Annotated in this window: 25 protein-coding genes; 17 read left to right on the top strand and 8 right to left on the bottom strand. The window is 66.6% G+C overall.

Annotated features, from left to right (window positions below):
* Nucleotides 1–21: 21 nt before the first annotated feature.
* The 5 genes from trxB to H4P35_RS04855 are packed head-to-tail and all read left to right on the top strand — an operon-like array spanning nucleotide 22 to nucleotide 3,753.
* Nucleotides 22–981, top strand: coding sequence for a thioredoxin-disulfide reductase (trxB, locus tag H4P35_RS04875; RefSeq protein WP_056321357.1), 960 nt, complete (start codon nucleotides 22–24; stop codon nucleotides 979–981).
* Entirely contained in the window at nucleotides 968–1,645 is a 678-nt protein-coding gene (locus H4P35_RS04870; protein WP_226848316.1) for a Smr/MutS family protein, read from the top strand. The genes trxB and H4P35_RS04870 overlap by 14 nt, the downstream gene beginning before the upstream one ends.
* Nucleotides 1,642–1,971, top strand: coding sequence for a multidrug efflux SMR transporter (locus H4P35_RS04865; protein WP_226848315.1), 330 nt, complete (start codon nucleotides 1,642–1,644; stop codon nucleotides 1,969–1,971). The genes H4P35_RS04870 and H4P35_RS04865 overlap by 4 nt, the downstream gene beginning before the upstream one ends.
* A gap of 59 nt (nucleotides 1,972–2,030) precedes the next feature.
* Complete coding sequence (locus H4P35_RS04860) at nucleotides 2,031–2,636, top strand: hypothetical protein (protein WP_226848314.1); 606 nt, start codon at nucleotides 2,031–2,033, stop codon at nucleotides 2,634–2,636.
* Nucleotides 2,623–3,753, top strand: coding sequence for a hypothetical protein (locus tag H4P35_RS04855; RefSeq protein ID WP_226848313.1), 1,131 nt, complete (start codon nucleotides 2,623–2,625; stop codon nucleotides 3,751–3,753). The genes H4P35_RS04860 and H4P35_RS04855 overlap by 14 nt, the downstream gene beginning before the upstream one ends.
* Here the strand turns inward: H4P35_RS04855 and H4P35_RS04850 are convergent.
* Together H4P35_RS04850 and H4P35_RS04845 are read right to left on the bottom strand one after the other, a co-directional pair.
* Nucleotides 3,750–5,840: a sodium:solute symporter family protein gene (locus H4P35_RS04850; protein WP_226848312.1), complete on the bottom strand. Its 2,091-nt coding sequence runs from the start codon at nucleotides 5,838–5,840 to the stop codon at nucleotides 3,750–3,752. The two genes, H4P35_RS04855 and H4P35_RS04850, sit on opposite strands and share 4 nt — an antisense overlap.
* Entirely contained in the window at nucleotides 5,840–6,118 is a 279-nt protein-coding gene (locus tag H4P35_RS04845; RefSeq protein WP_152383586.1) for a DUF4212 domain-containing protein, read from the bottom strand. Before H4P35_RS04845 ends, H4P35_RS04850 begins: the two co-directional genes overlap by 1 nt.
* A gap of 739 nt (nucleotides 6,119–6,857) precedes the next feature.
* Here H4P35_RS04845 and kdpF point away from each other — a divergent pair.
* From kdpF to H4P35_RS04800, 9 genes are all read left to right on the top strand, one after another.
* The gene (gene kdpF, locus H4P35_RS04840; RefSeq protein WP_056321339.1) at nucleotides 6,858–6,947 is read left to right on the top strand and encodes a K(+)-transporting ATPase subunit F; all 90 of its coding nucleotides are present in this window, start codon (nucleotides 6,858–6,860) and stop codon (nucleotides 6,945–6,947) included.
* On the top strand, nucleotides 6,947–8,725 hold the full coding sequence (gene kdpA, locus H4P35_RS04835) for a potassium-transporting ATPase subunit KdpA (RefSeq protein WP_226848311.1): 1,779 nt from the start codon (nucleotides 6,947–6,949) through the stop codon (nucleotides 8,723–8,725). The genes kdpF and kdpA overlap by 1 nt, the downstream gene beginning before the upstream one ends.
* Before the next feature lie 22 nt (nucleotides 8,726–8,747).
* Nucleotides 8,748–10,985: a potassium-transporting ATPase subunit KdpB gene (gene kdpB / locus H4P35_RS04830; RefSeq protein ID WP_226848310.1), complete on the top strand. Its 2,238-nt coding sequence runs from the start codon at nucleotides 8,748–8,750 to the stop codon at nucleotides 10,983–10,985.
* A 49-nt stretch (nucleotides 10,986–11,034) separates the two neighbouring features.
* The gene (kdpC, locus tag H4P35_RS04825; protein ID WP_226848309.1) at nucleotides 11,035–11,643 is read left to right on the top strand and encodes a potassium-transporting ATPase subunit KdpC; all 609 of its coding nucleotides are present in this window, start codon (nucleotides 11,035–11,037) and stop codon (nucleotides 11,641–11,643) included.
* Between the two features lie 51 nt (nucleotides 11,644–11,694).
* Nucleotides 11,695–14,511: a sensor histidine kinase KdpD gene (locus H4P35_RS04820; RefSeq protein WP_226848308.1), complete on the top strand. Its 2,817-nt coding sequence runs from the start codon at nucleotides 11,695–11,697 to the stop codon at nucleotides 14,509–14,511.
* An 8-nt stretch (nucleotides 14,512–14,519) separates the two neighbouring features.
* Nucleotides 14,520–15,212 carry a two-component system response regulator KdpE gene (gene kdpE, locus H4P35_RS04815; RefSeq protein ID WP_152383582.1) on the top strand — a complete coding sequence of 231 codons (693 nt, stop codon included), beginning with the start codon at nucleotides 14,520–14,522 and terminating at the stop codon, nucleotides 15,210–15,212.
* A gap of 116 nt (nucleotides 15,213–15,328) precedes the next feature.
* On the top strand, nucleotides 15,329–16,090 hold the full coding sequence (locus H4P35_RS04810; protein WP_226848307.1) for a TorF family putative porin: 762 nt from the start codon (nucleotides 15,329–15,331) through the stop codon (nucleotides 16,088–16,090).
* A gap of 139 nt (nucleotides 16,091–16,229) precedes the next feature.
* Nucleotides 16,230–16,556, top strand: coding sequence for a hypothetical protein (locus H4P35_RS04805; protein WP_226848306.1), 327 nt, complete (start codon nucleotides 16,230–16,232; stop codon nucleotides 16,554–16,556).
* A gap of 3 nt (nucleotides 16,557–16,559) precedes the next feature.
* Nucleotides 16,560–17,459, top strand: a complete 900-nt coding sequence (locus H4P35_RS04800; protein ID WP_226848305.1) for a 4-hydroxy-tetrahydrodipicolinate synthase — start codon at nucleotides 16,560–16,562, stop codon at nucleotides 17,457–17,459.
* On the opposite strand, the gene H4P35_RS04795 is transcribed toward H4P35_RS04800, so the two are convergent.
* The 3 genes from H4P35_RS04795 to icd all read right to left on the bottom strand — a co-directional run bounded on the left by H4P35_RS04795 (nucleotide 17,422) and on the right by icd (nucleotide 21,862).
* Nucleotides 17,422–18,978, bottom strand: coding sequence for a methyl-accepting chemotaxis protein (locus H4P35_RS04795; protein WP_226848304.1), 1,557 nt, complete (start codon nucleotides 18,976–18,978; stop codon nucleotides 17,422–17,424). The two genes, H4P35_RS04800 and H4P35_RS04795, sit on opposite strands and share 38 nt — an antisense overlap.
* 214 nt (nucleotides 18,979–19,192) lie before the next feature.
* Nucleotides 19,193–20,452 carry an O-antigen ligase gene (locus H4P35_RS04790; RefSeq protein WP_226848303.1) on the bottom strand — a complete coding sequence of 420 codons (1,260 nt, stop codon included), beginning with the start codon at nucleotides 20,450–20,452 and terminating at the stop codon, nucleotides 19,193–19,195.
* 153 nt (nucleotides 20,453–20,605) lie between these two features.
* A complete protein-coding gene (icd, locus tag H4P35_RS04785; protein ID WP_175156822.1) occupies nucleotides 20,606–21,862 on the bottom strand; it encodes an NADP-dependent isocitrate dehydrogenase in 1,257 nt (418 codons plus the stop codon).
* A gap of 205 nt (nucleotides 21,863–22,067) precedes the next feature.
* On the opposite strand from icd, the gene H4P35_RS04780 reads away from it, so the two are divergent.
* Nucleotides 22,068–22,493: a DUF1841 family protein gene (locus tag H4P35_RS04780; RefSeq protein WP_062840390.1), complete on the top strand. Its 426-nt coding sequence runs from the start codon at nucleotides 22,068–22,070 to the stop codon at nucleotides 22,491–22,493.
* A 65-nt stretch (nucleotides 22,494–22,558) separates the two neighbouring features.
* On the opposite strand, the gene H4P35_RS04775 is transcribed toward H4P35_RS04780, so the two are convergent.
* Entirely contained in the window at nucleotides 22,559–22,921 is a 363-nt protein-coding gene (locus H4P35_RS04775) for a cytochrome c (RefSeq protein WP_062840389.1), read from the bottom strand.
* Nucleotides 22,922–22,933: 12 nt separating this feature from the next.
* Nucleotides 22,934–23,287 (bottom strand): cytochrome c, encoded by a 354-nt coding sequence (locus tag H4P35_RS04770; protein WP_056321309.1) that lies wholly within the window; start codon nucleotides 23,285–23,287, stop codon nucleotides 22,934–22,936.
* 175 nt (nucleotides 23,288–23,462) lie between these two features.
* Between H4P35_RS04770 and H4P35_RS04765 the strand changes: the two genes are divergently transcribed.
* Both H4P35_RS04765 and H4P35_RS04760 read left to right on the top strand, forming a co-directional pair.
* Nucleotides 23,463–24,344 carry a MoxR family ATPase gene (locus tag H4P35_RS04765; RefSeq protein ID WP_062840388.1) on the top strand — a complete coding sequence of 294 codons (882 nt, stop codon included), beginning with the start codon at nucleotides 23,463–23,465 and terminating at the stop codon, nucleotides 24,342–24,344.
* Nucleotides 24,345–24,369: 25 nt separating this feature from the next.
* Complete coding sequence (locus H4P35_RS04760) at nucleotides 24,370–25,542, top strand: VWA domain-containing protein (RefSeq protein WP_226848302.1); 1,173 nt, start codon at nucleotides 24,370–24,372, stop codon at nucleotides 25,540–25,542.
* Between the two features lie 13 nt (nucleotides 25,543–25,555).
* On the opposite strand, the gene H4P35_RS04755 is transcribed toward H4P35_RS04760, so the two are convergent.
* Nucleotides 25,556–26,113 (bottom strand): GNAT family N-acetyltransferase, encoded by a 558-nt coding sequence (locus H4P35_RS04755; RefSeq protein ID WP_180098919.1) that lies wholly within the window; start codon nucleotides 26,111–26,113, stop codon nucleotides 25,556–25,558.

The following is a 26,113-nucleotide window of genomic DNA, read 5'->3' as shown; positions in this document are numbered from 1 at the left end:
TTACCCTAAAGATACCTGCCCATGTCCACGCCTACGCACGCTAAAGTTTTGATACTCGGTTCCGGCCCCGCCGGTTACACGGCGGCCGTCTATGCGGCACGCGCCAATCTTAACCCTGTTCTTGTTACAGGTCTGGCCCAAGGCGGCCAGCTCATGACCACCACGGACGTCGACAATTGGCCGGCCGACGCGGATGGCGTGCAGGGTCCGGACCTGATGCAGCGCTTCCAGAAGCACGCTGAACGCTTCAACACGGAAATGCTGTTCGACCACATCGCCAAGGTCGACCTCTCCAAGCGCCCCTTCACCCTGACCGGCGACACCGGCAAGGTCTACACCTGCGACGCGCTCATCATCGCCACGGGCGCCTCGGCCAAGTACCTGGGCCTGCCGTCCGAGCAGTCCTTCATGGGCCGCGGCGTCTCCGGCTGCGCCACCTGCGACGGTTTCTTCTACCGCAACCAGGACGTGGTAGTGGTCGGCGGCGGCAATACCGCTGTCGAGGAAGCCCTCTACCTGTCCAACATCTGCCGCAAGGTCACGCTGATCCACCGCCGCGACAAGTTCCGCGCCGAGCCGATCCTGGTCGACAAGCTGATGAGCAAGGTCGAAAACGGCAACATGGAACTCAAGCTGTTCCACACGCTGGAAGAAGTCCTGGGCGACGACAGCGGCGTGACCGGCGTGCGTGTTCGCCACGTGGACACCGGCGCCACCGAAGACATGGCCGTCACGGGCGCGTTCATCGCCATCGGTCACCAGCCCAACACGGAAATCTTCCAGGGCCAGCTCGAGATGAAAGACGGCTACATCGTCACCAAGAGCGGCCTGTCCGGCATGGCCACCATGACCTCGGTGCCGGGTGTGTTTGCCGCCGGCGACGTGCAGGACCACGTCTACCGCCAGGCCATCACCAGCGCCGGCACGGGCTGCATGGCCGCCCTGGACGCCCAACGGTGGCTGGAGAATGCGGGGCAGTAAGGTCGGCGTGGCCGACCTGAAACGCCTGAAGAAGGACCTGCAGGAAGAACGCGAGCGCGCCGCCCTTGCCCCGCAGCGCGCGGCGGCGGCTGCGGCCGCGCGCCCCGCGTCGCCCCCCGAGGACGACCTGGCGGCGTTCAAGCGCTCGATGAAGTCCGTCACGCCGATCCGGCACGCGCAACGTGTCGAGCACAAGCCCGCCCCCGAACCCGCGCCTGCGCTACGCCGCGCCAACGCGCTGGGCGAAACGCCCAACCGCGCCGACGCGGGCGTCTCGGACGGCGGCGAGATCACGCACCTGCTGTCCGAAGGCGGCACCGCCTTCGTGCGCGGCGACGTGGCGCCCGACACCGCGCGCAACCTGCGCCGCGGCCAATGGCGCGCCGGCGCGGAACTCGATCTGCACGGGCTGCGCGTCGAGCAGGCGCGCCATGCCCTGCTGTCTTTCCTGGACGAGTGCCAGGAACACGGCATCCGCTGCGTGCGCATCGTGCACGGCAAGGGCTACAACTCGGAAGGCCTGGAGCCGGTGCTGAAAGACAAGGCACGGACGTGGCTGGTCCAGAAGGCCGACGTCATGGCGTTCTCCGAGGCCCCCGAGCGCGAAGGCGGCGCGGGCGCCCTGTTGGTGCTGCTGCGCCAGTCCGAGGGGCCGCGCAAATGAAGTGGCTTTTCCTGGCGGTGGCGATCGTCGCCGAGATCTTCGCCACCAGCGCCCTCAAGGGATCCGAAGGTTTCACGCGGCTGGTGCCGTCGGTCATCACCGTCTTCGGCTACCTGATTTCGTTCTACTTCCTGTCGCTGACGCTGCGCGAGATTCCCGTGGGCATCGCCTATGCGATCTGGTCCGGCGTCGGCATCGTGCTGATCTCCATCGTGGGCGCGGTGCTGTTCAAGCAGCACCTGGACACACCCGCGCTCATCGGCATCGGCCTCATCATCGCCGGCGTGGTGGTGATGAACGTCTTCTCCAAATCCGTCTCGCATTGACGACGTTCTCCGCCGTCCGGATACAAGGCCTGGGGACGCGGGGCATCCTGGCGCAGACCTTGCTACGCCTCGCCCTTGCTGCAATCCTGTGCCTGGGTTTGCTGTTTGCTGCCTGCGCATCGGCCCAGGGCTTTGACCGCGCCGCCGAGCTCAAGCGCTACCGGGCCTGGTACACGGTCTTCTCAGAGGACATGGACCGGCTGGCCGCGGCGTCCGGCCCGCTGACGGAAGCGCAGTTCGATGCGCTGTTTGAAACGTCGGTCGTGCCCGGCTCGCGCGCGGCCGGCTTCCTGCGTGAAACCTTCGCGCGCCGAACCGGCGATGGCACGTACCGCCCGCGATACGGCCCCCGCCCCGTATTCATGGGTGTGCTAGCCAGCGGTATTCCCGCGGGCCAGGGCGGCCGCTATCCAGAATCTGATGCCGCGTTCCAAGGCAAGGACCTGTCGGTCTGGTACCTGCACGTGGACGTAGGCGACATGACCAACACGTACCTGCTGTCGTCCGGCGCCTTCACCCCCTACCGGCTGCCGCCCGCGGGCACGTTCGAGCGCCGCGCGTACCCGTTCCTGCTGATGGATACCCGAGACGGCGCATTGCGGCTGGGCGGCGTCAGCGCCGAACTCTGGGGCCTCGTTGCGTGGCTGCAAAATGCCGCGAACTAAGCCCGTGCTGCGCCTGTACGCCATGGCCGCGATGTCCGCTGCGCCCGGCCTTGCACTGGCCCTGTGCCAGCCGCTCGCCGCGAACGAACGGCTGACCGTTGTCGCCGACGTGCGGCTCGACGACACCCACACGCTGCTGGCCAAGGACGGCTCACGCATCCGCAGCTGGTTGCCTGCCGTCCAGGTGCCCGACGGACCGCGCGCCGTGCCGGTCATCTGGGCCGAAAACGTGGACTGGTCGGTCTATGCGGCCGATCCCGGCGCCCGCATTGGCGCCACGATGCTGCGTTTCGAGCAAGGCCAGGACGGTCGCCCGCATCTTTGCGGCATTGCCCAGTACAGCCCCAACACCGTGGCCGCAGCCCGCGCGCGGCGCGATTCCGCCTTGCCGCCGCCGGAGAACGAAACCCGCTTTCGCTACGACGCATCGGGCCGGCTGATCGGCTACGAGGTGCGGTCGCGCACCTGGGACGGCCGCGCGAATCGGCCCGTCCGGCGTTGCCTGCGCTATGACGCCAACGGCTGGCTCGCCGAATTGGCCGACGGCAGTTGCGACGGCGCCTCCCGTCCGCAGGTGCGCTATGTGCATGACACGGCCGGCCGCCTGTTGCGGACCGTCCGCCACGCGCCTGAAACCGGTGACGCCAACGAGGTCATCGTGCATGACGCCGCAGGCGGGATCGCCCAGCGCTATCTGCGGCCGGTCCTGCAAAGCGAAGACGGGCGCGACGCGCAGGCGGGATTGCCATACCGCGCCGTCGCGGGCGAACACCCGGTTCGGGTGCTGCCTGGCCCCGGCTGGCAGCCGCCCGCCCTGGAGTCCTACCACTACGACTGGGCCATCGTGCAGCCGCGCGGCGACGCCAGCGTTTACGAGGCCAAGCGCGATCCCAAGTCCGTGCTGGCCAGCGGAAACAGCGGTGAAAATGGACGTTTCGACATGAGCGCGGACGTCCGCCGGCGCGTGTGGGCGGCGGCGGGCCGCGCGCCTGGCGGCGTGCAGTGGTTGTGGGCGCCGGGGCAGGTGCTTACGCTGTTGCAGGCCATGCCCGACACCGCGTGGGCCGCCTGCGCCGACCCTCAGGACCACCGGCCGGCAGCCTGCCCTGCTCCTTAGCTGTTGTCCGGCTGCGGATGCCGCGCATCCGGGTTGCGCAGGTAATCGACCAGCGCCAGCGTGGCCCGGTCGGGCGGCGGGGTCAGCAGCGACACCACGAAGATCGTCAGGAACGCCACCGGCGCGCCGAACACGCCCGCCGCAATGGGCTGGATGCCCCACCACAGGTCCACCGGCTGCGTGCGCGCGATGCCCAGCACCGATTCCCGCAGCCACGGGTGCGTGTGCGTCATGTAGGCAAACGTCACGGCAAGGCCTGCGGCCATCCCCAGCGTGGCGCCCCATTTGTTGGCGCGCCGCCAGAACACCCCCATGACGAGCGCCGGGAAGAACGACGAGGCCGCGAACGAAAACGCGGCCGACACCATGAACAGGATGTCCGCGGGTTTGCGGGCCGCGACCCACGCCGCGCCAAACGCGACCACCAGCAGCAGGATCTTGGACACCATCACCCGGCGCGCGGCCGACATGCGCGGCGACACGACCCGGTACCACATGTCGTGAGAAAGCGAGTTGGACAGCGTCAGCAGCAACCCGTCGGCCGTGGACAGCGCCGCCGCCAGACCGCCGGCCGCGACCAGCCCGGAGATCACGTAGGGCAAGCCGCCGATTTCGGGCATGGCCAGCACCACCACATCCGCGCCCATGCTGATTTCGCTCAGCTGCACCACGCCATCGCGGTTGATGTCGGTGACGTCGAGCAGGTTGGTGTCGACCGCGCTCCAGGCGTGCACCCAGTTGGGCAGACTGAGGAAGTTCGAGCCCACGACCTGGGTATAGATCTCGAACTTGACCAGCAGCGCCAGCGCGGGCGCCATGAAGTACAGCAGCAGGATGAACAGCAGCGACCAGCACACCGACTTGCGCGCCTCGATGACGGACGGCGTGGTGTATGAGCGCATCAGGATGTGCGGCATGCCCGCGGTGCCCAGCATCAGGCACAGCACCATCGCCAGGAAGTTGATGCGCATGTTGCTGCGTTCCTCGGGGTCCTTGGCCGGGAACGGTTCGGCGTGCGGCGTGGGCGGCGCGGCGCGGGCCTCGAAGGTCGCCTTGGCCTGCGACCACGTGGTGCGCGCGTCGTCGACAGTCGGCGGGTAGGCGGCCAGTTCGCGTTCGGCCGACCGGATCTCGACCATGGGCGCGTCGCCCGCGTTCAATTGGGCCAGCCGGCTGCGCAGCTTGTCTTTTTCCAGCGTCCACGAGTCGGGCAGCGTCTGCAGGCGGCGCGACATCTCGTCGGCGCGCTGCTGCCAGATCGTGCGCACCTCGATCTCGGACGGATCGTTCTGCAGGTAGACCTCTTTTTCGGTCACCTGCTGCAGCACGGCCCCGCCCGACAGTTGCGGCAACGGCATGTTGGTGTGCTTGACCGACAGCCAGATCACCGGCACGAGGTACGCGATGACCAGGATGATGTATTGCCCGACCTGCGTCCACGTGACCGCGCGCATGCCCCCCAGGAACGAACAAACCAGCATGCCGCCCAGCGCAACGAAGATGCCCAGCTCGAATGAAATGCCCGTCATCCGCGTGGTGATGATGCCCACCCCGTAGATCTGGGCGACCAGATACGTGAACGAGCAGAGAACGGCGCAGAAGACCCCGGCCAGGCGCGGCAAGTTGCCGCCGTAACGGGCGCCCATGAAATCGGGAATGGTGTATTGGCCAAAGCGGCGCAGGTACGGCGCCAGAAGCATCGCCACCAGCACGTACCCGCCCGTCCAGCCCATGATGTAGGCCAGCCCGCCATAGCCGGTCAGATACAGCGTGCCCGCCACGCCGATGAAGGACGCCACCGACATCCAGTCGGCCGCGGTCGCCATGCCGTTGTAAATGGCCGGCACGCGCCGGCCGGCGACGTAGTACTCCACCTGGTCGGAGGTGCGGCAGACAATGCCGATGCCGGCGTACAGGCTGACGGTGACCAGCAGGAACACATAGCCGATCCAGTTGCGCGGCATGCCCAGGATCTCGGCCAGCGCCATCAGCAGGATCATCAGCGCAAAGCCTGCCGTGTACAGCACATAGATGCGCCGCAGGCGGATGCGGAACTCCTGGGGGGTGTCTCCCGTGAAAAACGGCATCAGCGCGGCTCCCCGGTTTCGTCGGCGCGCTCATCGGCGCGATTCATGACCCGGGCGTAGACGGCGATGATGATCAGATAGGCCAGCGGGGCGCCATAGGCGGCCATCCAGAAGGCGAAGGGCCAGCCGATGAAGTCGAACGAGAGCCGGCTGGCGAAAAACGAGGGAATGAAGGTCAGCGCCGCCCAGATGGCGAGCAGCAGCAGGATCAGCCGCAGATTGCGGCGCCAGTAAGGCGTGACGGATGTCCGGGAGGGAGTAAGGCGCGTTTGCGGCATAGCGTGGATGAGCAGGTCCCATCTAAATATCGCCAAACGCAGCGCTTGAAAAGCCCTGAATCTTGATTTGCCGGCTTTTTATGCGACAACGGCTGGCACTTCCTGGTGCCAGCCGTTGTGCGTTTGCTTTTTTTGAGTACTGCTTTACTTTTTTTATTTACCGGTGCCGCCGGTATTTGCCCATGCAGGGCTTTGTCTCCTCACCTGCATGGGAAGAGATTCTGCACCAGATGCGGGATTGCCACACTAGGGGAATGCCCTAAGACGGAGCATTCATTTACATATTCCCTGCACCATATAAGTGCATTTTGGCCCCGCCGTTCTAAATATTGGGATTTTTTGGCCCAAACCGCCCCGCGCACGGCCTAATTCTTGAGCACTGCTCAGTTCATGAGCATGGCCGATGGCGACCGGCGTCCGAACCCGTGCACGCCAGGATGCCCGATTCCGGGCACGACAGCCAGAAGCTTGCCAGCCGCTCTTTACACGGCGTTTACACCCCGCCCGCCAAGCTATACCCCGTTTTTACCCCCCGCTCCGTAACCTGCCGGTGTTTTCAATGGTCACCTCGCCTGCCCGGCGCGCATCCGCCTTTTGCCGCGCAGGCCTGTTCGAAGGGAGCAAGCCTCCCGGGGAGAAAAAACGTGGATCTCGTCTATATCGGGCTCTTTGCCGCGATGGCCGGGCTGACCTGGGCGCTTGTCCGGTTCTGCGACGCCTTGTCGGCCGGAGGGCAGTCATGAGCTGGCTCTACTGGCTGAGCGGCCTGACGGCCGCATTCCTGTTCGTGTACCTGCTGGTCGCGCTGTTCAAACCGGAGAAATTCTGATGACCCCCGAATTCGTCGGGCTGCTGGTCCTGTACCTGGCAGTCCTCTTTGCGATTGCGCCCGTCTTGGGCCGCTACATCCGCGTCGCGATGGAAGACGGCCGTTCGCGGCTGACGGCCTGGGGACGGCCGCTCGAGCGCGGCATCTACCGGCTGGCGGGCATCGACCCCAAGGCGGAAATGGGCTGGAAACGCTATGCCGCCGCCGTGCTGGTCTTCAACCTGGTCGGCATCGCCGCCGTCTATGCCCTGCAGCGCGTGCAGGGGCTGCTGCCGCTGAACCCCGCCGGCCTGGGCGCCGTGTCGCCCGATTCCGCCCTGAATACGGCCATCAGCTTCGTCTCGAACACCAACTGGCAGGGGTACGCGGGCGAATCCACAATGAGCTACCTGACGCAGATGCTGGCGCTGACGGTGCAGAATTTCGTATCGGCGGCGACCGGCATCGCCGTGGTGTTCGCGCTGATCCGCGGGCTCGCCCGGCACTGCTCGGCCACCGTGGGCAACTTCTGGGCCGACATGGTCCGGTGCACGCTGTATGTGCTGTTGCCGCTGTCGCTCGTGCTGGCGATGGCGCTGGTCAGCCAGGGCGTGATCCAGAACTTCAGCCCCTACCAGGCCGTGCAGACGGTCGAGACCGTGCACTACGACCAGCCCCGCGTGGACGCGCAAGGCCAGCCCGTGCTGGACGCGGCCGGCGCGCCGGTCACCGACCCGGCCACCACGCGCACGCAGACCCTCGCCATGGGGCCGGTCGCGTCCCAGGAAGCGATCAAGCTGCTGGGCACCAACGGCGGCGGCTTCTTCAACGCCAATTCGGCGCACCCCTTCGAAAACGCCACGCCGCTGTCGAACTTCCTGCAGATGCTGGCCATCCTTGCGATACCCGCCGCACTGTGCTTTACCTTCGGCGAGATGGTGGGCAGCCGGCGCCAGGGCATCGCCATCCTGGCCGCGATGACAACGCTATTCGCCGTCTTTGCGCTGTCCACCGCCTATTTCGAGCAGCAGCCCAATCCCATGGCGGTCGAAGCCGGCGCCGCGACGTTCGGCGGCAACATGGAAGGCAAGGAGACGCGATTGGGCATCGCGGCCACGTCGCTCTTTGCCACGGTCACCACGGCGGCGTCCTGCGGCGCGGTGAATGGCATGCACGATTCGTTCTCCGCGATGGGCGGTCTGTCGCCGATGCTGCTCATGCAGCTGGGCGAAGTCGTATTCGGCGGTGTGGGCTCCGGCCTGTACGGCATGCTGGCCTTTGCCATCCTGGGCGTCTTCATCGCCGGACTGATGATCGGCCGCACGCCCGAATACCTGGGCAAGAAGATCGAGGCCTTCGACATGAAGATGGTTTCCATCGTCATCCTGGCCACGCCGCTGCTGGTGCTGGGCGGCACGGCGCTGGCCGTGTCCGTGGCGGCGGGCCAGGCCGGCGTGCTCAATCCCGGCATCCACGGATTCTCGGAGATCCTGTACGCGCTCTCGTCGGCCGGCAACAACAACGGCAGCGCCTTCGCGGGGCTGTCGGCCAACACGCCCTTCTACAACGTCCTGTTGGGCATCGCGATGTGGTTCGGCCGGTTCGCCGTGATCGTCGCGGTGCTGGCCATGGCCGGCTCACTGGCGGCCAAGCGCCGGCTCCCCGCCGGCCCCGGCAGCATGCCGACCACCGGCCCGCTTTTCGTGACGCTCCTGATCGGCGCCGTGCTGCTGGTCGGCGCCCTCACCTATGTGCCCGCGCTGGCTCTCGGCCCGGTCGCGGAACACCTGCAACCCTGATGCAAGAAGGCTAGGAAAGAACATGGCCAAGATTGATATGCAAACCATCGGATCTGACGGCAGTACAGCCGCCCGCGCGTCCGTGCCCGACGAACCGGGTCAACCGAACGCGGGCAAGCAGAGCGCGGCCCGGACTGACGCGGCGCGACCGAGCGCGGCCCGACCAGACGCGGCCCGACCCTTTGGCCTCTGGTCGCGGGCGCTGGTGGGTCCCGCGCTTGTGGACAGCCTGCGCAAGCTGTCGCCCGCCGCGCAGGTCAAAAACCCCGTGATGTTCGTGGTCTATGTGTGCAGCCTGCTCACCACGGTCCTGTGGATCATGGCCCTCGGCGGCCAGGCCGAGGCGCCGGCGGGATTCATCCTGGGCATCGCCGTGTGGCTGTGGTTCACCGTGCTGTTCGCCAACTTCGCCGAGGCGCTGGCCGAAGGCCGGGGCAAGCAGCAGGCGGCCACGCTGCGCGGCCTGCGCACCACCATCGACGCGCACCTGCTCAAGGGCTTTCGCGACGAGGACGCATTGGAGGCGGACCCGGCGCACTGGCGCGCCCAGGCCGTCAACCAGCCATCGGGCCTGCTGCGCCGCGGCGATGTCGTGCTGGTCGAAGCCGGCGACACGGTGCCCGGCGACGGCCAGGTCATCGCCGGCGTGGCCTCCGTCGACGAAAGCGCCATCACGGGCGAGTCCGCGCCCGTCATCCGCGAGTCGGGCGGGGATTTCTCGTCCGTCACCGGCGGCACGCGCGTGCTGTCGGACTGGATCTTCGTGCGCATCGCCGCCGATCCCGGCGAGAGCTTCCTGGATCGCATGATCTCGATGGTCGAGGGCGCCCGGCGCCAGAAGACGCCCAACGAGCTGGCGCTGACCATCCTGCTGGTGGGTCTGACCGTGGTGTTCTTGCTGGTCGTTGTCACGCTGATGCCCTTCTCGCTCTACGCCGTCGCGGCGGCGGGCGGCGGCGCAGCGGTCACGGTGACCGTGCTGGTGGCGCTGCTGGTCTGCCTGATACCCACCACCATCGGCGGCCTGCTGTCGGCCATCGGCGTGGCGGGCATGAGCCGCATGATGAGCGCCAACGTGATCGCCACGTCCGGCCGCGCGGTCGAAGCCGCAGGCGACGTCGACGTGCTGCTTCTGGACAAGACCGGCACCATCACCTTCGGCAACCGTCAGGCGTCCACCTTCCTGCCGGCGCCCGGCGTTTCAGCGCGCGAACTCGCGGATGCCGCGCGCCTGGCCTCGCTGGCCGACGAAACGCCGGAAGGCCGCAGCATCGTGGCCTTGGCGGACAAGGCCATCCATGCGCCCGCGCCGCGCATCGCGGGCATCGAGTTCGTGCCGTTCACCGCGCAATCGCGCATGAGCGGCGCGGACCTCGGCGAGCGCAGGATCCGCAAGGGCGCGGTCGACGCGATCCAGGCCTGGCTGGCCGCGCAGGACGCCACGGTGCCCGCCGAGGCGCTGCGCCTGGCCGAAGACGTGGCGCGGCGCGGCAGCACGCCGCTGATGGTCAGCGACGGCAATCGCGCATTGGGGGTGGTCGAGCTCAAGGACATCGTCAAGCCCGGCATCCAGTCGCGCTTTGCCGAACTGCGCCGCATGGGCATCAAGACCGTGATGATCACCGGCGACAACAAGCTGACCGCCGCCTCCATCGCGGCGGAAGCCGGCGTCGACGACTTCCTGGCCGAAGCCACGCCCGAGGCCAAGCTCAAGCTCATCCGCGACTACCAGTCGCAGGGCCGGCTGGTCGCCATGACGGGCGACGGCACCAACGACGCGCCCGCGCTGGCGCAGGCCGATGTGGCGGTGGCGATGAATTCGGGCACTCAGGCCGCCAAGGAAGCGGGCAACATGGTGGACCTGGATTCCAACCCGACCAAGCTCATCGAGATCGTCGAAATCGGCAAGCAGATGCTGATGACGCGCGGCGCGCTCACCACGTTCAGCGTGGCCAACGACGTGGCCAAGTACTTCGCCATCATCCCGGCCGCCTTCGCCACCGTCTATCCGCAGCTTGGCGTGCTGAACATCATGGACCTGGCGACGCCATCCTCGGCCATCCTGTCGGCCGTGATCTTCAACGCGCTGATCATCGTGGTGTTGATCCCGCTGGCCTTGAAGGGCGTTCGCTACCGCCCGCTGGGCGCCTCGGTGCTGCTGCGCCGCAACCTTCTCATCTATGGCCTGGGCGGCCTCATCGTGCCGTTTGCCGGCATCAAGCTCATCGACATGGTGCTGGCCGCGCTGGGCTGGGCTTGACGCTCATCCCTGCCACTGCCTTGCAAGCCTCCACGCAAAGGAATTCCTCATGACCACCGCAACTTCCGCGCCGCGCCAAGGCGGCATCCTGCGCCCCGCGCTGACCGTCTTCGCCGCGCTGTCGCTCATCACCGGCCTGGCCTATCCGTTTCTGACCACCGGCATCGCGTCGGCCGTGTTCCCCCACCAGGCCGCCGGCTCGCTGATCGAGCAGGACGGCAAGGTGGTCGGATCCGCGTTGATCGGCCAATCGTTCACCTCGCCGCAATACTTCTGGGGCCGCCCGTCGGCCACGGCGCCCATGCCCTACAACGCGGCGGCCTCCGGCGGCTCCAATCTTGGCCCGCGCAACCCGGCGCTGGCCGAGGCCGTCCAGGCTCGCATCGCCGCCTTGAAGGCGGCCGATCCGGACAACGCCGCGCCGGTCCCGGCCGACCTGGTCACCGCCTCGGGCAGCGGGCTGGACCCGCACATCAGTCCGGCCGCCGCGGCCTATCAGGCGGACCGGGTGGCGCGGGCCCGCAATCTGCCGCGCAGCGAGGTCGATGCGCTGATCCGGGCCCACACCGCCACGCCCTGGCTGGGCGTGCTGGGCAGCCCCGCGGTCAACGTGCTGACGCTGAACCTGGCGCTGGACAAGCTGCGCGGGCCGCGCTGATGGGGCGGCGTATAGTATTGCCAGCCGTTTCCTCCCCTTCCTTGCGCGTTCATGGCTGACATCGCTGGCGAGCGTCCCGATCCGGACGCGCTCTTGAAAACCCTGGACGCCGCCGAGCGGCAGGCGGTGCGCGGCAAGCTGCGCGTGTATTTCGGATCGTCGGCCGGCGTAGGCAAGACCTACGCCATGCTGGCGGCGGCGCGCGCGCAGGCTGCGCAGGGCACGGACGTGCTTGCGGGCATCGTCGAAACCCACGGCCGCCGCGAGACCGCGACGCTGCTCGATGGCCTGCCGGTCCTGCCGCTTCGGGACGTTGTCTACCGCGGCCACGTGCTCAAGGAATTCGACCTGGACGGCGCGTTGCGCCGCCGTCCGGCGCTGGTGCTGGTCGACGAACTGGCCCACTCCAACGCCCCCGGCTCGCGCCACGCCAAGCGGTGGCAGGACATCCAGGAGCTGCTCGCGGCCGGCATCGACGTCTGGACCACGCTGAACGTGCAGCACCTGGACAGCCTGAACGAGGCCGTGGGCAGCATCACCGGCGTGCGCGTCTGGGAAACGGTGCCCGACGACGTGTTCGACGCGGCCGACGAGGTCATGCTGGTCGACCTGTCGGCCGACGAACTGCTGCGCCGCTTGAAGGAAGGCAAGGTCTACCTGCCCGAACAGGCCCGGCACGCCTCCCGCAATTTCTTTCGCAAGGGCAATCTGATCGCGCTGCGCGAGCTGGCGCTGCGGCGCACGGCCGAGCACGTGGACGACGACGTGCAGGCGTACCGCCGCGACCGCGCCATCGATTCCGTGTGGCGCACGCGCGAAGCCATCGTGGCCTGCATCGGGTCCGACGCCGACGCCGAGTACGTCATCCGCAACGCCCATCGCATGAGCCAGCAGCTCGATTGCGATCTGCATGTCGTCACCATCGACACGCCGCGCGCCGCGCCGCCCGCCGCCGCCGAAACCGAGCGCCTGCAGCACGGCCTGGCGCTCGCCGACGCGCTGGGCGCGCGCACCGAAACGCTGGCAGGCGGCGACATGGTCGACGCCGTCGTGCGTTATGTCCGCCGCCACAACATCACCAAGGTGATCGTGGGCCGCACCCGCGCCGGCGGATGGCAGCGCCTGCGCCTGTCGCTGACGGCGTTGCTGACCGCCGGCATGTCGCACGGTTGGCTGTGGCGGCGCCACAGCTTCGCCGACCAGCTCGCCGCCGGGTGCCCGGAGATCGACATCATCCGGCTGGGCGCGCCGCCCGTGCCCCAGCACGCACCCGCCAAACGCGACCCGCTCACGCTGGGCCGCCGCGCGCGCGCAGCCGACGACGAACGCGCCGCCCGGCCACTGGCGGGGTACGTGTGGGCGCTGTGCTACTGCGCCGTGGCCACGGCGCTGTCCTCACTCGTCTTCCCCGCGCTGCACCAGACCAACATCGTCATGCTGTTCCTGCTGGCGGTGGCCGCCGTCGCACTGCGGCACGGACGCGGGCCAGCCGCGCTCGCGTCGGTCGTCAGCGTCGGGCTGTTTGACTTCTTCTTCGTGCAGCCCCTGTCTTCGTTCGCCGTGTCGGACGTGCAGTACCTGCTGACCTTCGGCGTGCTGCTTGGCGTGGGCTTGCTGATCGGCCAGCTTACCGCCGGCCTGCGCTTGCAGGCGCAGGCGTCGGTCAAGCGCGAGGCCGACGCGCGCAGCCTCTACGAATTCGCGCGCGAACTGTCCTCCGCCCTGCTGCCCGAACAGATCGTCGCGCTGGCCGGCTCGTTCGTGCATGCCACCTTTGGCGCGCGTTGCGCGCTTTACATCCTGGGCCTGGACGACCGCCTGAAACTGGCCATGCCCGCCGACAGCGACATGTCCGCGCCCGAATCGGCGCTGGCGCAGTGGGTCTACGACCACGGCCAGCCCGCAGGCGCGGGCACCGCCACCCTGTCCAACAGCGCGTTGCTGTACCTGCCGCTAAAGGCGCCGATGCGCACCCGCGGCGTGCTGGTGCTGGACGCGCCCCGCCGCAGCCTCTACGCCCATCCCGACACGCGCCGCCAGGTCCAGGCCTACGCCACCCTGATCGCCATTGCGCTCGAACGCCTGCACTATGTCGAGGTGGCGCAGCAGGCCGTGGTCAGCATGGAATCCGAAAAACTGCGCAACTCGCTGCTGGCCGCGGTTTCGCACGACCTGCGCACGCCGCTCACCAGCCTGGTGGGCATGACCGACACGCTGATGCGCGAGCGGCAGGCGCTGCCCGCTGGCGTGCAGGACACGGTGCGCGCCATGCGCGATCAGGCGCAGCGCATGCACGCGCTGGTGGTCAACCTGCTGGACATGGCGCGGCTGCAAAGCCGCGATACGCCGCTGCGCCTGGAGTGGCAGTCCATCGAAGAACTGGTCGGCGCCGCGCTGGCGGCCATGCGCGAGCCGCTGGCCGGCCGCGAGGTCCTGGTCGCGCCGCTGTCGGCGCTGCCGCTGGTGGAGTGCGACGGCGTGCTGATCGAACGCGTGCTGTGCAATCTGCTGGAGAACGCGGCCAAGTACACGCCTGCCGGCAGCACGCTGCGCATTCACGCCGTCGTGCATGAGGCCGAAACGCCGGGAGCCGAAGCGCAAGGGCGCGAAATGCGCGTGGCCATCGCCGACAACGGCCCCGGCGTGGCGCCCGGCGCCGAACGCCGCATCTTCGAAAAATTCACGCGTGGCGAACGCGAGTCCGCCACGCCTGGCGTCGGCCTGGGACTGGCGGTGTGCGAAGCCATCGTCGCCGCTCACCACGGCCGCATCTGGGTCGAACACGCGCCCGGCCAGGCCAGCGGCGCGCAGTTCGTCTTCAGCTTGCCGCTGGGCGTCCCGCCCGAGATCCAACCCGAAACCGCCTGAGTACCCCCATGTTCGATTTCCAGCCCATAGTCCTCATCATCGAAGACGACGCCAACATCCGGCGGTTCGTGCGCCAGGCCCTGGAAAGCGAAGGCTGCGTGGTGCACGAGGCCGACTCCGTCAAACGCGGGCTGATCGAGGCGGGCACCCGCCAGCCCGACGCGATCGTGCTGGACCTGGGCCTGCCCGACGATGACGGCATGACACTGATCCGCGAACTGCGCGGCTGGACCGAAGTGCCCGTGCTGGTGCTGTCCGCGCGCAGCGCAGAAGCCGACAAGGTCGCGGCGCTGGACGCGGGCGCCGACGACTACCTTGCCAAGCCTTTCGGCGTCAGTGAACTGCTGGCGCGTTTGCGCGTGCTGTTGCGCAGGCATGGGCGGGGCGGCGCGGGCAATGCAGCCGAGATCGCGTTTGGCGACGTGCGCGTGGACTTCTCGCGGCGCGTGGTCGAACGCGCCGGCCAGCACGTGCACCTGACCGCGATGGAATACCGCCTGCTGGCGGCGCTGCTGGCCCACCGGGGCAAGGTCATGACCCACCGCGAACTGCTGCGGCAGGTATGGGGGCCGTCTCATGTCGAGAGCAATCACTACCTGCGGATCTACATGGGCCACCTGCGCCAGAAGCTCGAGGCCGACCCGGCGCAGCCGGTGTTCCTGCTGACCGAGATCGGCGTGGGCTACCGCTTCGCGGGCTGATCTTTCGCGCGCACCGCCGTTTTGATGCGCGCTTTACGCGCAGGGCGCGAGTCTTGTCTCGCGCTTTATGCCGGTCCTCCTATTGTTGCGGTCCGCACAACACCAGGAGGCTTTCCATGCCCCGCAACACCCTTGCCGCAGTGGCGCTGTTTTCCCTCGTTCCCCTGGCGCAAGCCGCCGACGCCCCCGTCGCCACCGATGCCGTGTCGCCGTATTCCCTGACGGCCAACGTCACGCTCGCCAGTCAGTACCGCTATCGCGGTCTCATGCAGACCAACAACCAGCCCGCCATCCAAGGCGGCTTCGACCTCGCGCACGCCAGCGGCTTTTACCTGGGCAACTGGAACTCCAGCATCAGCTGGCTGAACGACAGCAACAGCGACGTCTCCGCGCCGGTGGAAATGGACTTCTACGGCGGCTACAAGGGAAATCTGACGAACAGCGTGCCCGTGGACCTGGGCGTGCTGCAGTATTACTACCCGGGCGACTATCCGTCCGGCTTCACCAGCCCCGACACCACCGAACTCTACGCCGGCATCGGCTACGGCCCGGTGATGTTCAAGTACTCCCTCGCGCTGACCAACCTGTTCGGCTTTGCCGACAGCAAGTACAGCCAATACTTCGACCTGTCGGGCAACTTCGACACCGGCATCTGGGGCCTCGTCCTCAACGCCCATGCGGGCCGCCAGATCGTGCGCAATGTCGACAACGGGTCCTACACCGGCTGGAAGCTGGGCCTGACCAAGGACTTCGGCCAGGGGTTGTCGGTGTCGCTGGCCTATCTGGACACCAACGCCGACCGCGCCGTCTACACCAACACCCGCGGCCGCGACATGGGACGCGCCACTGGCCTCTTGTCGGTGACCAAGACATTCTGACCGGCCTGCCGTTGACGCGGTTTTTACAGGGCGCCCCCGCATTTATCGGCAGGTTTTACGGCGCGGTTCCTATAGTGGAATCGTCATCAACCCACCGGATATGCGGGACGCCCTCAACGGCCCCCGCCTTCAAACCGCCATGATTCCCCGACCGCGCCTTCGCCAGGTTCCGATAGCCGCCCCCGTTGCCGCCTCGCCCGTGCCGCAGCCGCAATGCCGCCTGATCTCGCTGACCGTGCGCATCGATACGCTGGACGCGCTGAACGTGCGGCTGGCCCTGCACCGCGCATTGGGCGACCGCATTGGCGTCTACCTGCTGTCGGTGGACCACGCGCACGCCCAAAGCACGTTGGAACTGCAATGCGAATGCGGCGAACTGGACGCCATGATGTCCGCGGTCATGCGCGGTCTGCCCCGCGCGGAATTCGGGCCGGCGCGCCCGGCAACTGCGGTCACGGAGCGCTGAGCCATGCACCCGAGACCCAAACCCATGTTCGAGGGCCTGTGGCTGCCGATGGTGACGCCCATGCGAGGCGGCCACGTGGATCTGGACGCCGCGCAGGCGTTGGCCCGCTATTACCGCAACGCCGGCATCGCCGGCCTGGTGCTCTTTGGCTCCACCGGCGAGGGCAACCTCTTGAGCATGCCGGAGAAGATCGAGATGATCGAGGCCATCAACAGCGACGCGCACGCGCTGCCGATGGTCCTGGGCGTGGGCGGCGTCGACACCCGGGGCGTGGCCACGGCGGTGCGCCGGTTGGACCGCTACGCGCCGGCCGGCTACCTGGTCCCGCCACCGTATTACCTGGGTCCGTCGCAGGCCGGAATTCTGTGGCACTACCGGCAGATCGCATGGGCCACCGAGCGTCCCATCATCCTGTACAACATCCCCAAGCGCGCGGGCGTCGCCATGACGGTCCAAACCATGGAGGCGCTGGCACTGCTGCCCAACTTCGGCGCGGTGAAGGAATGCAATTCGGCCGTGCTGGCCGCCTTGAACGCGCGAGGCCGGCTGAATGCGCTGTGCGGCGAGGACCTGGCTTTGCTGGACCACTTTTTGGCGGGTGGACGCGGCGCCATTCCCGCGGCCGCGCATCTCTTTCCGGAACGCTTTGTCGCGCTGATGGCGCTGGCACAGGCAGGCGATGCGCAGGCCGCGCGCGACTGCTTTGACCCCTTGCGCCCTTTGATCCGGCTGCTGTTCAGCGAGCCCAATCCCGCGCCGGTCAAGCGCGCGCTGGCCATGCAGGGCCTCATCGCCGACGAGCTTCGCCTGCCCATGATGCCCGCCAGCCGCAAGCTGAGCGCGCGGCTGCGGCGCGCCCTGGACCTCATCCCGGCATTGGCTGACCGGCTGCAGACAGCCTGAAGATCGCCACGGCGCGCGCCAGGTCGCCCGCCTGTCCATGCAGCGTGGCGGCCGAGGCCGCGAACTCCTGCACCAGCGCCGCATTCTGCTGCGTGGCGCCGTCCAGATGCGTCACGGTCACGTTGATCTGCTCGATACCCGCGCTTTGCTCGCCGGACGCCGTGGCGATTTCGCTCATCAGCGGCGCGCTGGTGGCCGCCGATTCCAGCACGCTGCCCATCGTGGCGCTGGCCTGCTCCACGCGTTGGCTACCGCGCGCCACGGAGGCGGACGACGCCTCGATCAGCGTCTTGATCTCTTTGGCGGCCGTGGCCGAACGCTGGGCCAGCGCCCGGACTTCGCCCGCCACCACGGCAAAGCCGCGACCCTGCTCGCCCGCCCGCGCGGCTTCGACGGCGGCGTTCAGCGCCAGGATATTGGTCTGGAACGCGATCTCGTCGATCAGCCGGATGATCTCGTCGATGCGCTGCGAACTGTGCGAGATCTCGCGCATGGCGTCGATGGCGTGCTGCGTCTCGTCGCTGCCCTGCCGGGCCAGACGCGCGGCCTCGGCGGCCAACGCGCTGACCTCGCGCACGTGCTCGGCGCTTTGCCGGGCGGTGGCGGTGATCTCTTCCACGCTGGCCGCGGTCTGTTCCAAGGCCGCCGCCTGCTGTTCCGTGCGGTCCGACAGGTCCACGCTGCCTGCGGCGATCTGGCGCGAGGCGGCCGCAATGGACGCGGTGGAATGCACGATGGTGCGCACCGCCGCGTCCAGCCGCTGCTGCATCCGCGCCATTGCGCCGAACAGCTGGCCGATTTCGCCGCGATGATGGTGCGAGATGGCGCTGGACAGGTCGCCATTGGCCACCCGCTCGCACACGGCCACCGCCTCATCGAGCGGCCGCAGGATGTGCGTGCTGAAAAAGCGCAGCGCCGCCGCCAACACCAGGGCCAGCAAGACCAGCGTCACGCTGCCCTGCCGCCATAGCGTGCCGTAGAACGCCGCGTCGACGTCGTCGACATACAGGCCCGTGAACATCAGCCAGCCCCATTCCGGGTCGTAGGCTGCGTAGGTCAACTTGGGCAGCGGATCCTCGGCGCCCGGCCGCGGGAATAGGTAGCGCACGTAGCCGCCGCCCGCCTTGCCTTGCGCGTAAAGGTTTTCAAAGAGCGGCTGCCCGTCGCTGTCGCGCGTGGCGCGCACGTTCGTGCCCACCCGCTTCGCGTCGGGATGCACCAATAGATCGTAGTCGTCGCCAAACGCGCCCACATAACCATCTGCGCCGTACCGCATTGCCGACAGCTGGCGCGCCACATCGCGCTTGGCTTCGGCCAGCGGCACGCCTTCCTGCACGCGCCGCTTGCCCCCGCTGACGACGCCCGCAGCCATGTCGATCACGTGGCGAAGCTCCGTCTTGCGATCCTCCATCATCTCGGCGCGCCGCTGCCAGGCGTCCCACACGCCCAGCGCCAGGACGGCGGCGCCAATGGCAAACACGAACCACAACAGTTCCCTGCGCAAGCTGGAATGACTCATCGACTCTCTTCTGCATGACCGCCAATCGAAACAAAAATCGGCGGATTGTGACTTTTTATGTAGATTGACCGACGAGCATACTATTTCAAACTTCGTTTGAATTCGATTTGACTAGTCACTTTGATCTAGCTCAATTCTCATAAAAAAAACGCAAGGCGACTCGCGCCTTGCGTTCTTCTTTAAACCGGACCGCGGGACGAGGCCCGCCCGTTCCCTAGGCCCTGGGCGGGGGAATGCGTTGCGGCCGCGCCGTCGTCAGGGCAATCAGCGCCACCATGATGAGCGCATAAGTGGGCACGCTGCGCATATTGCGGAACATCATCTCGGTCATGCTGAAGGCGCAGTAGCTCAGGCAGAACAAGAGCCCCATCTGCGCGCCCACCCGGATAACCCGGTCGTCGCTGGCCAGGCGCCGGAAGAACACGCCTGCCGGCACCAGATACAACGCCAGCATGCTCAACAGACCCAGCAGGCCGTATCCCGCCATGGCGGCCAGCAGGTCGTTGTGTGGCTCGCCAAAACCATCCACCACTTCCTGCGTCACGATGCCCTGCTTCTGCAGCTCGCGCAGTTCCTCGCGGAACCGGCTGGGACCGATGCCCACGATCGGGCTCTTTTCGAACATCAGGAACGAGGCATGCCACAGCTGCAGCCGGATGCCGAACGACGTATCGCGGTTGGCCGACGTGGAAAAACCCTGAACGTCGTGGGTGATCTGCTGCATGCGGCTGCTGAAGGTCCAGATGGCCGCCGCGCTGGCGACCAGCGCCACGCAGATAGCCAGCGCGCAATACACCTTGTGGCGCCGGCGCCAGTTGCGCAGCCCAAGCAGAAAGACCAGGCCCAGAATGGGCAACAGCATCCAGCTGCTGCGGGTCTCGGACATCCAGGTCGCGACCACGGCCAGCGCCACGGCCACAAGCTTGACCGCCGTTTCCAGGCGCGGCCAGCGCGAGCCCGGCCCCCAGCCCAGCGACAGCAACGTCATGCCGCCCAACAGCAGCACCATGTTGGCAAAGGCCACGGCGTTGTAGCGTCCGCCCACCTCGACCACCGCGCCGCGGCCGCCCGAGAGCATCGTCACGATCAAGAGGATGGACCCGGCCAGCGCACCGGCCAGGATGGTCCATTCGATATGGCGAAGCAGACGTTGCGGCGCGCGCAGCAGCAACCACAGGACGGGAAGCGCCAAGGCAAACCGAAGCAGTTTCTCAAGTTCGGAACTGCTCCACATGCCTTTCACGGCCGAGGTGATCAGCAGACAGGCCAGCGGCGACAGCAGCGCCAGGGAAAGGGGCCAGAGCGCGCGGAAATCCATGGGCTCGTAGCGCTTGACGGCGTTCATGGTGATCGCGGTCAGGGCGATCAAGGCACTCAGATACAGAACGGCGGGGCCGCCCACGGGGCTGGTCAGCGCCAGGGCGGGCATCAGCAGCACCAGCCAGGCGGCCAGGGTTACATACAGTCGGGGCACAACAATCAACCTGAAAAGAACAAAGCACGCACGATGCGCGTCATGCCGGTGGTTAGAGAAAACCCGCCGGCCATGAAGGCGGGCGGGTTTGGCGAAAGAGCGGGAGCCGGGCCTTGCACGGCAGACAGCCTTGCGGAGGGCCCTTTTCGCGGCTTACATGTTTTCGATCATCACCTGGCCAAAACCGGAGCACGACACTTGCGTCGCGCCTTCCAGCAGACGGGCAAAGTCGTACGTGACCTTCTTGGACTGGATCGACTTTTCCATGCTGGAGATGATCAGGTCCGCGGCTTCGGTCCAGCCCATGTGGCGCAGCATCATTTCGGCGGACAGGATTTCGGAACCGGGGTTCACGTAGTCCTTGCCGGCATACTTGGGCGCCGTGCCGTGGGTGGCCTCGAACATGGCCACGGAATCGGACATGTTGGCGCCCGGGGCGATGCCGATGCCGCCCACTTGCGCGGCCAACGCGTCCGAAATGTAGTCGCCGTTCAGGTTCAAGGTGGCGATGACGTCGTATTCCGCGGGGCGCAGCAGGATCTGCTGCAGGAACGCGTCGGCAATCACGTCCTTGACGATGATCTCGCGGCCCGTCTTGGGATTCTTGAACTTGCACCACGGGCCGCCGTCGATCAGCTGCGCGCCGAACTCCTTCTGCAGGAGCTCGTAGCCCCAATCGCGGAAGCCGCCTTCGGTGAACTTCATGATGTTGCCCTTGTGCACCAGCGTCAGCGACGTACGGTCGTTGTCGATGACGTACTGGGCCGCCTTGCGCACCAGGCGCTCGGTGCCTTCGCGCGACACCGGCTTGATGCCGATGGACGAGGTGTTCGGGAAACGGATCTTCTTGACGCCGAGCTTGGTCTGCAGGAACTGGATCAGTTCCTTGGCCTGCTCGCTTTCGGCCATGTATTCGATGCCGGCGTAGATGTCTTCCGAGTTCTCGCGGAAGATCACCATGTTGGTCTTTTCGGGCTCGCGCACCGGGGACGGCACGCCCTTGAAGTACGCCACGGGGCGCAGGCACACGTACAGGTCCAGCTGCTGGCGCAGGGCCACGTTCAGCGACCGGATGCCGCCGCCGACCGGGGTGGTCAGCGGGCCCTTGATGGAAACCACGTAGTCTTTGACGACTTCCAGGGTTTCGTCGGGCAGCCACACGTCCGGGCCGTAGACCTTGGTGGCCTTTTCGCCGGCGTAGACCTCCATCCAATGGATCTTGCGCTTGCCGCCATACGCCTTCTCCACTGCCGCGTCGACGACCTTGATCATGACGGGGGTGATGTCGGCGCCCGTGCCGTCGCCTTCGATGAAGGGGATGACGGGCTGGTCAGGCACATTCAGCGAGAAATCGGCGTTGACCGTGATTTTCTGGCCGCCGGCGGGAACCTTGATATGTTGGTAGGACATGAATGCTCCATTTGCTCCGGGTGGTTTTTCTGCACGCGCCAGGATCGGACCACGTCCGATTCCGCGGGTCATACCGCCTCCTGCGAACCGCACACCGGATGGCGGATAGCAGCCCATTCTATATCGCAAAGCGCCGGGCGAAACCTGAGCTGCGTCGTGGGGCGGTAAAATAAAGCGACTCCATCCTGCTTTTGGCTCCCTCCCGATGTTCAATCCCTCCCGCGACCAAGTTCGCGAATTCTTTATCGAAACCTGGCGCAAGCACCGCGCCAACGAGGTCCTGACCCCGCTGGAGGCGATCGCGCTGGACTGGATCATCGAGCACCCGGAATACCACGCAGACCTCGAAAGCCCCGAGGCCATGACGGCCGAATACGCGGTGGAAAAAGGCCGGACCAATCCGTTCCTGCACCTGTCCATGCACCTGGCGATTGCAGAGCAATTGTCCATCGACCATCCGCCCGGCATCCGCCAGGCCTACCAGCAGCTGACGGCGCGCTCGGACGCGCACCACGCCGCCCACGAAATCATGGAATGCCTGGGCCAGGTCGTCTGGGAAGCGCAGCGCCTGGGCACGCCGCTGGACAGCGACACCTACATCGACCTGATCCGCCGCCGCGCCAGCCTCTGACCCAAACAAAAAAACCCTCGCACGCGAGAGTTTTTTGCTTGCACACCCGCCGCAGCGGGCGCGTCTTAGCGCCGGACGCCCAGGTCGCTGGGCAGCGACGCCAGCCACGCCGACACGTTGGAGATGTCCTGGTCGGACAGCTGCGTGGCAAAGGCGCCCATGATCGGGTTCTTGCGCACATTGGCCGTGGCCGCGCTGCCGGAGGCGCCACGCTTGTAGGCCTTCAGGGCATGCACCAGGTAATCGGCATGCTGGCCGGCCAGCGTCGGATAGGCGGGATCCACCGCCGTCTTGGCGTCGGCGCCGTGGCACGAGGCGCAGTTGAATTTGTCGAAGACGGCCTTGCCGGCCGCCAGGTCCTGCGCCTGGGCGGCTGCGCCCGAAATGGCCAGGGTCGCGCCCGCAAGGGCAAGCATGGTGCGGTTCATGGTGTTGCCCCCTTACTTGAGATTCGAGTAGTACGCGGCCAGGTCGGCGATATCCTGGTCGGTCAAGCTGCCGGCAATCGCATCCATCGTGGGATGGCTGCGCGCGCCTTTCTTGTACTCGTTGAGGGCCGTTTCGATGTATTTGGCGTTTTGGCCAGCAATCATCGGAACATGGTAAAGCTCGGGAAACGATGCCTTGTAGCCTGGGATGCCATGGCAACCGATGCACATCGAAACCTTGTCTCGGGCATTCTGGACATTACCGACCGGCGCTGCGTCTGCAGCAACAGCCTGGCCGGCGATCGCACAGGACGCCATCGTGGCCAACACGGAAACCGTGTACTTCAGAGAGGTTCGCAACTTCATTGGAATGACTCTTCTTGGTATGGCTAAGGACTAGGGCCTGCTCACACGAAAAGGCCCTCTGCAAACACGTTGCGGGTGGAACCCAAAGCAAAACCGCCTGATTGTACGATAATTGCTCAGGATTAATACCTTGCGTTAGTGTTGATCCCAATCAAACCACAGAAGCCATCAGATCATGCCCGCAGCCCAGACCGCCTCCTCCGCCAAGCCAGTCCGCTTCGATGGCACCGACAGCTACGTCGCCACCGACGATCTCAAGCTCGCCGTGAACGCCGCCCTCACCTTGCAGCGCCCGCTTCTCATCAAGGGCGAACCCGGCACCGGCAAGACGATGCTGGCCGAGGAAGTGGCCCGCGCGCTGGGACGGCCGCTGCTGCAATGGCACATCAAGTCCACCACCAAGGCGCACCAGGGCCTGTATGAATACGACGCCGTCTCGCGGCTGCGCGATTCGCAGCTGGGCGACGAGAAAGTCCGCGATATCCGCAACTACATCGTGCAGGGCACGCTGTGGCAAGCGTTCCAGTCGCACGAGCCGGTGGTGCTGCTGATCGACGAGATCGACAAGGCCGACATCGAATTCCCCAATGACCTGCTGCGCGAACTGGACCGCATGGAGTTCCATGTGTACGAGACGCGCGAGACCATCTCCGCGCGCCACCGTCCGCTCGTCATCATCACGTCCAACAACGAAAAGGACCTGCCCGACGCGTTCCTGCGCCGCTGCTTCTTTCACTACATCCGCTTTCCCGATCGCGACACGATGCGCGACATCGTGGCCGTCCACTATCCGGATCTGAAGCAGGACGTGCTGCGCGCTGCGCTGGACACGTTCTTCGCGCTGCGCGATGCGCCCGGCCTGAAGAAAAAGCCGTCCACGTCCGAACTGCTGGATTGGCTGCGCCTCTTGCTGGCCGAGGACGTCTCGGCCGCGCAGATCGACGCGCACACCGCCACCGCCGTGCCGCTGATGGCCGGCGCGCTGCTCAAGAACGAGCAGGACGTGCATCTTCTTGAACGCCTGGCGGCCATGACGCGCGGCGGCCAGCGCCGCTGATCCCGCATCCAAGGGCGGCACGCACATGCTGATCGACTTCTTCTATCACCTCCGGGCGCACAAGCTGCCGGTCTCGGTCAAGGAATACCTGACGCTGGTGGACGCCTTGCGCCAGGACCTGATGTCGCCCACGCTGGACGAGTTCTACTTCCTGGCGCGCGCCACGCTGGTCAAGGACGAATCGCTCTACGACCGCTACGACAAGGCGTTTGGCGCGTACTACCGCGGCATCGAGGCCGCGTTGCCCGCAGGCAAGGAGATCCCGATCGACTGGCTCATCAAGCAGTTCGAAAAAAGCCTGTCGCCCGAAGAAAAGGCCGCCATCGAAAAGCACGGCTGGGACAAGCTCATGGAGCTCTTCAAGGAGCGCATGGATGAGCAGAAGGAGCGCCACGCGGGCGGCAGCAAATGGATCGGCACCGGCGGCACGTCGCCCTTCGGCAACGGCGGCTATCACCCCGAAGGCATCCGCGTGGGCGGCGCATCGGCCGGCAACCGCACGGCGGTCAAGGTTTGGGACATGCGCCAGTTCAAGGACTACGACGACCAGGTCGAACTGGGCACGCGCAACTTCAAGGTGGCATTGCGCCGCCTGCGCCGCTTCGCGCGCCAAGGCGCCGATCTGGAACTGGACCTGGACGACACCATCGCCAGCACCGCGCGCAACGCCGGCCATCTGGACCTGCGCATGGTCCCGGAACGCCACAACACGGTGAAAGTGCTGATGCTGCTGGACGTGGGCGGCAGCATGGACGACCACATCGGCCGCGTCGAGGAACTGTTCTCGGCGGCCCGCAGCGAGTTCCGCAACCTCGAGGTCTATTACTTCCACAACTGCCCGTATGAAAGCCTGTGGCAGAGCAACCGCCGGCGCCAGAACGAGCGCTTCGACACCTGGGACGTACTGCGCAAGTACAACCCGGACTGGCGCCTGATCATCGTGGGCGACGCCACCATGAGTCCCTACGAGATCCTGCAGCCCGGGGGCTCGGTCGAACACTACAACAAGGAACCCGGCGCCGAATGGATGCGCCGGTTGCTGGACGCCTGGCCCAAGTCGGTGTGGCTGAACCCCGAGCCCACGGCTTCCTGGCAGTACCGCCAGTCCATTGCCTTGATGCGCGACATCATGCAGGACCGCATGTATCCCGTGACCGTCGCCGGGCTGGAGCAGGCGATGCGGATGCTGTCGAAGTAGCGCGCCGCCGGCCTCAGCCGTCGACCGGGTTTGCCGGCGTGTTCAGCGTCAGCTGATAAAAGGCCAGGTCGAGCCAGCGGCCGAATTTGAAGCCGGCCTCGCGGATGGTGCCGGCGTGCACGAACCCCAGCTTTTCATGCAGCCGGATGCTGCCCTGATTGGACGCGTCGATGCCGCCGACCATGACGTGCACGCCATCGGCGCGCGCCCGTTCGATCAGGAGGCCCATCATCGCCTCGCCCAGGCCGCGGCCGCGAAAGCGCCCGTCCACGTAGACGGAATGCTCGACCGAATACTTGAACGCCGGAAACGCGCGGAACGTGCCGTAGCTCGCGAACGCCATCAATTCGCCATCTTCGTTTTCCAGACCCAAGACCGGAAAACCGCCCTGCTCCTTGGCCTGGAACCAGCCCTGCATGGCCTCGCGCGGCCGCGGCTTGTAGTCGTACAGCGCGGTGGAGTTCGCGATGGCGTCATTGAAAATGGCCAGGATCTGGTCGGCGTGTCGCGCGTGCGTGCACGAGACCAGGGTGGTGCCTTGCGGGGCGCGGAGTTCGGCGGGCGTCGTCAT

The sequence above is a fragment of the Achromobacter sp. 77 genome (genome assembly GCF_020541125.1).
Classification (GTDB): Bacteria; Pseudomonadota; Gammaproteobacteria; order Burkholderiales; family Burkholderiaceae_B; genus Achromobacter; species Achromobacter mucicolens.
Note: the sequence above shows the minus strand (reverse complement) of the source record. Positions and strands in the feature narration are given on the sequence as shown.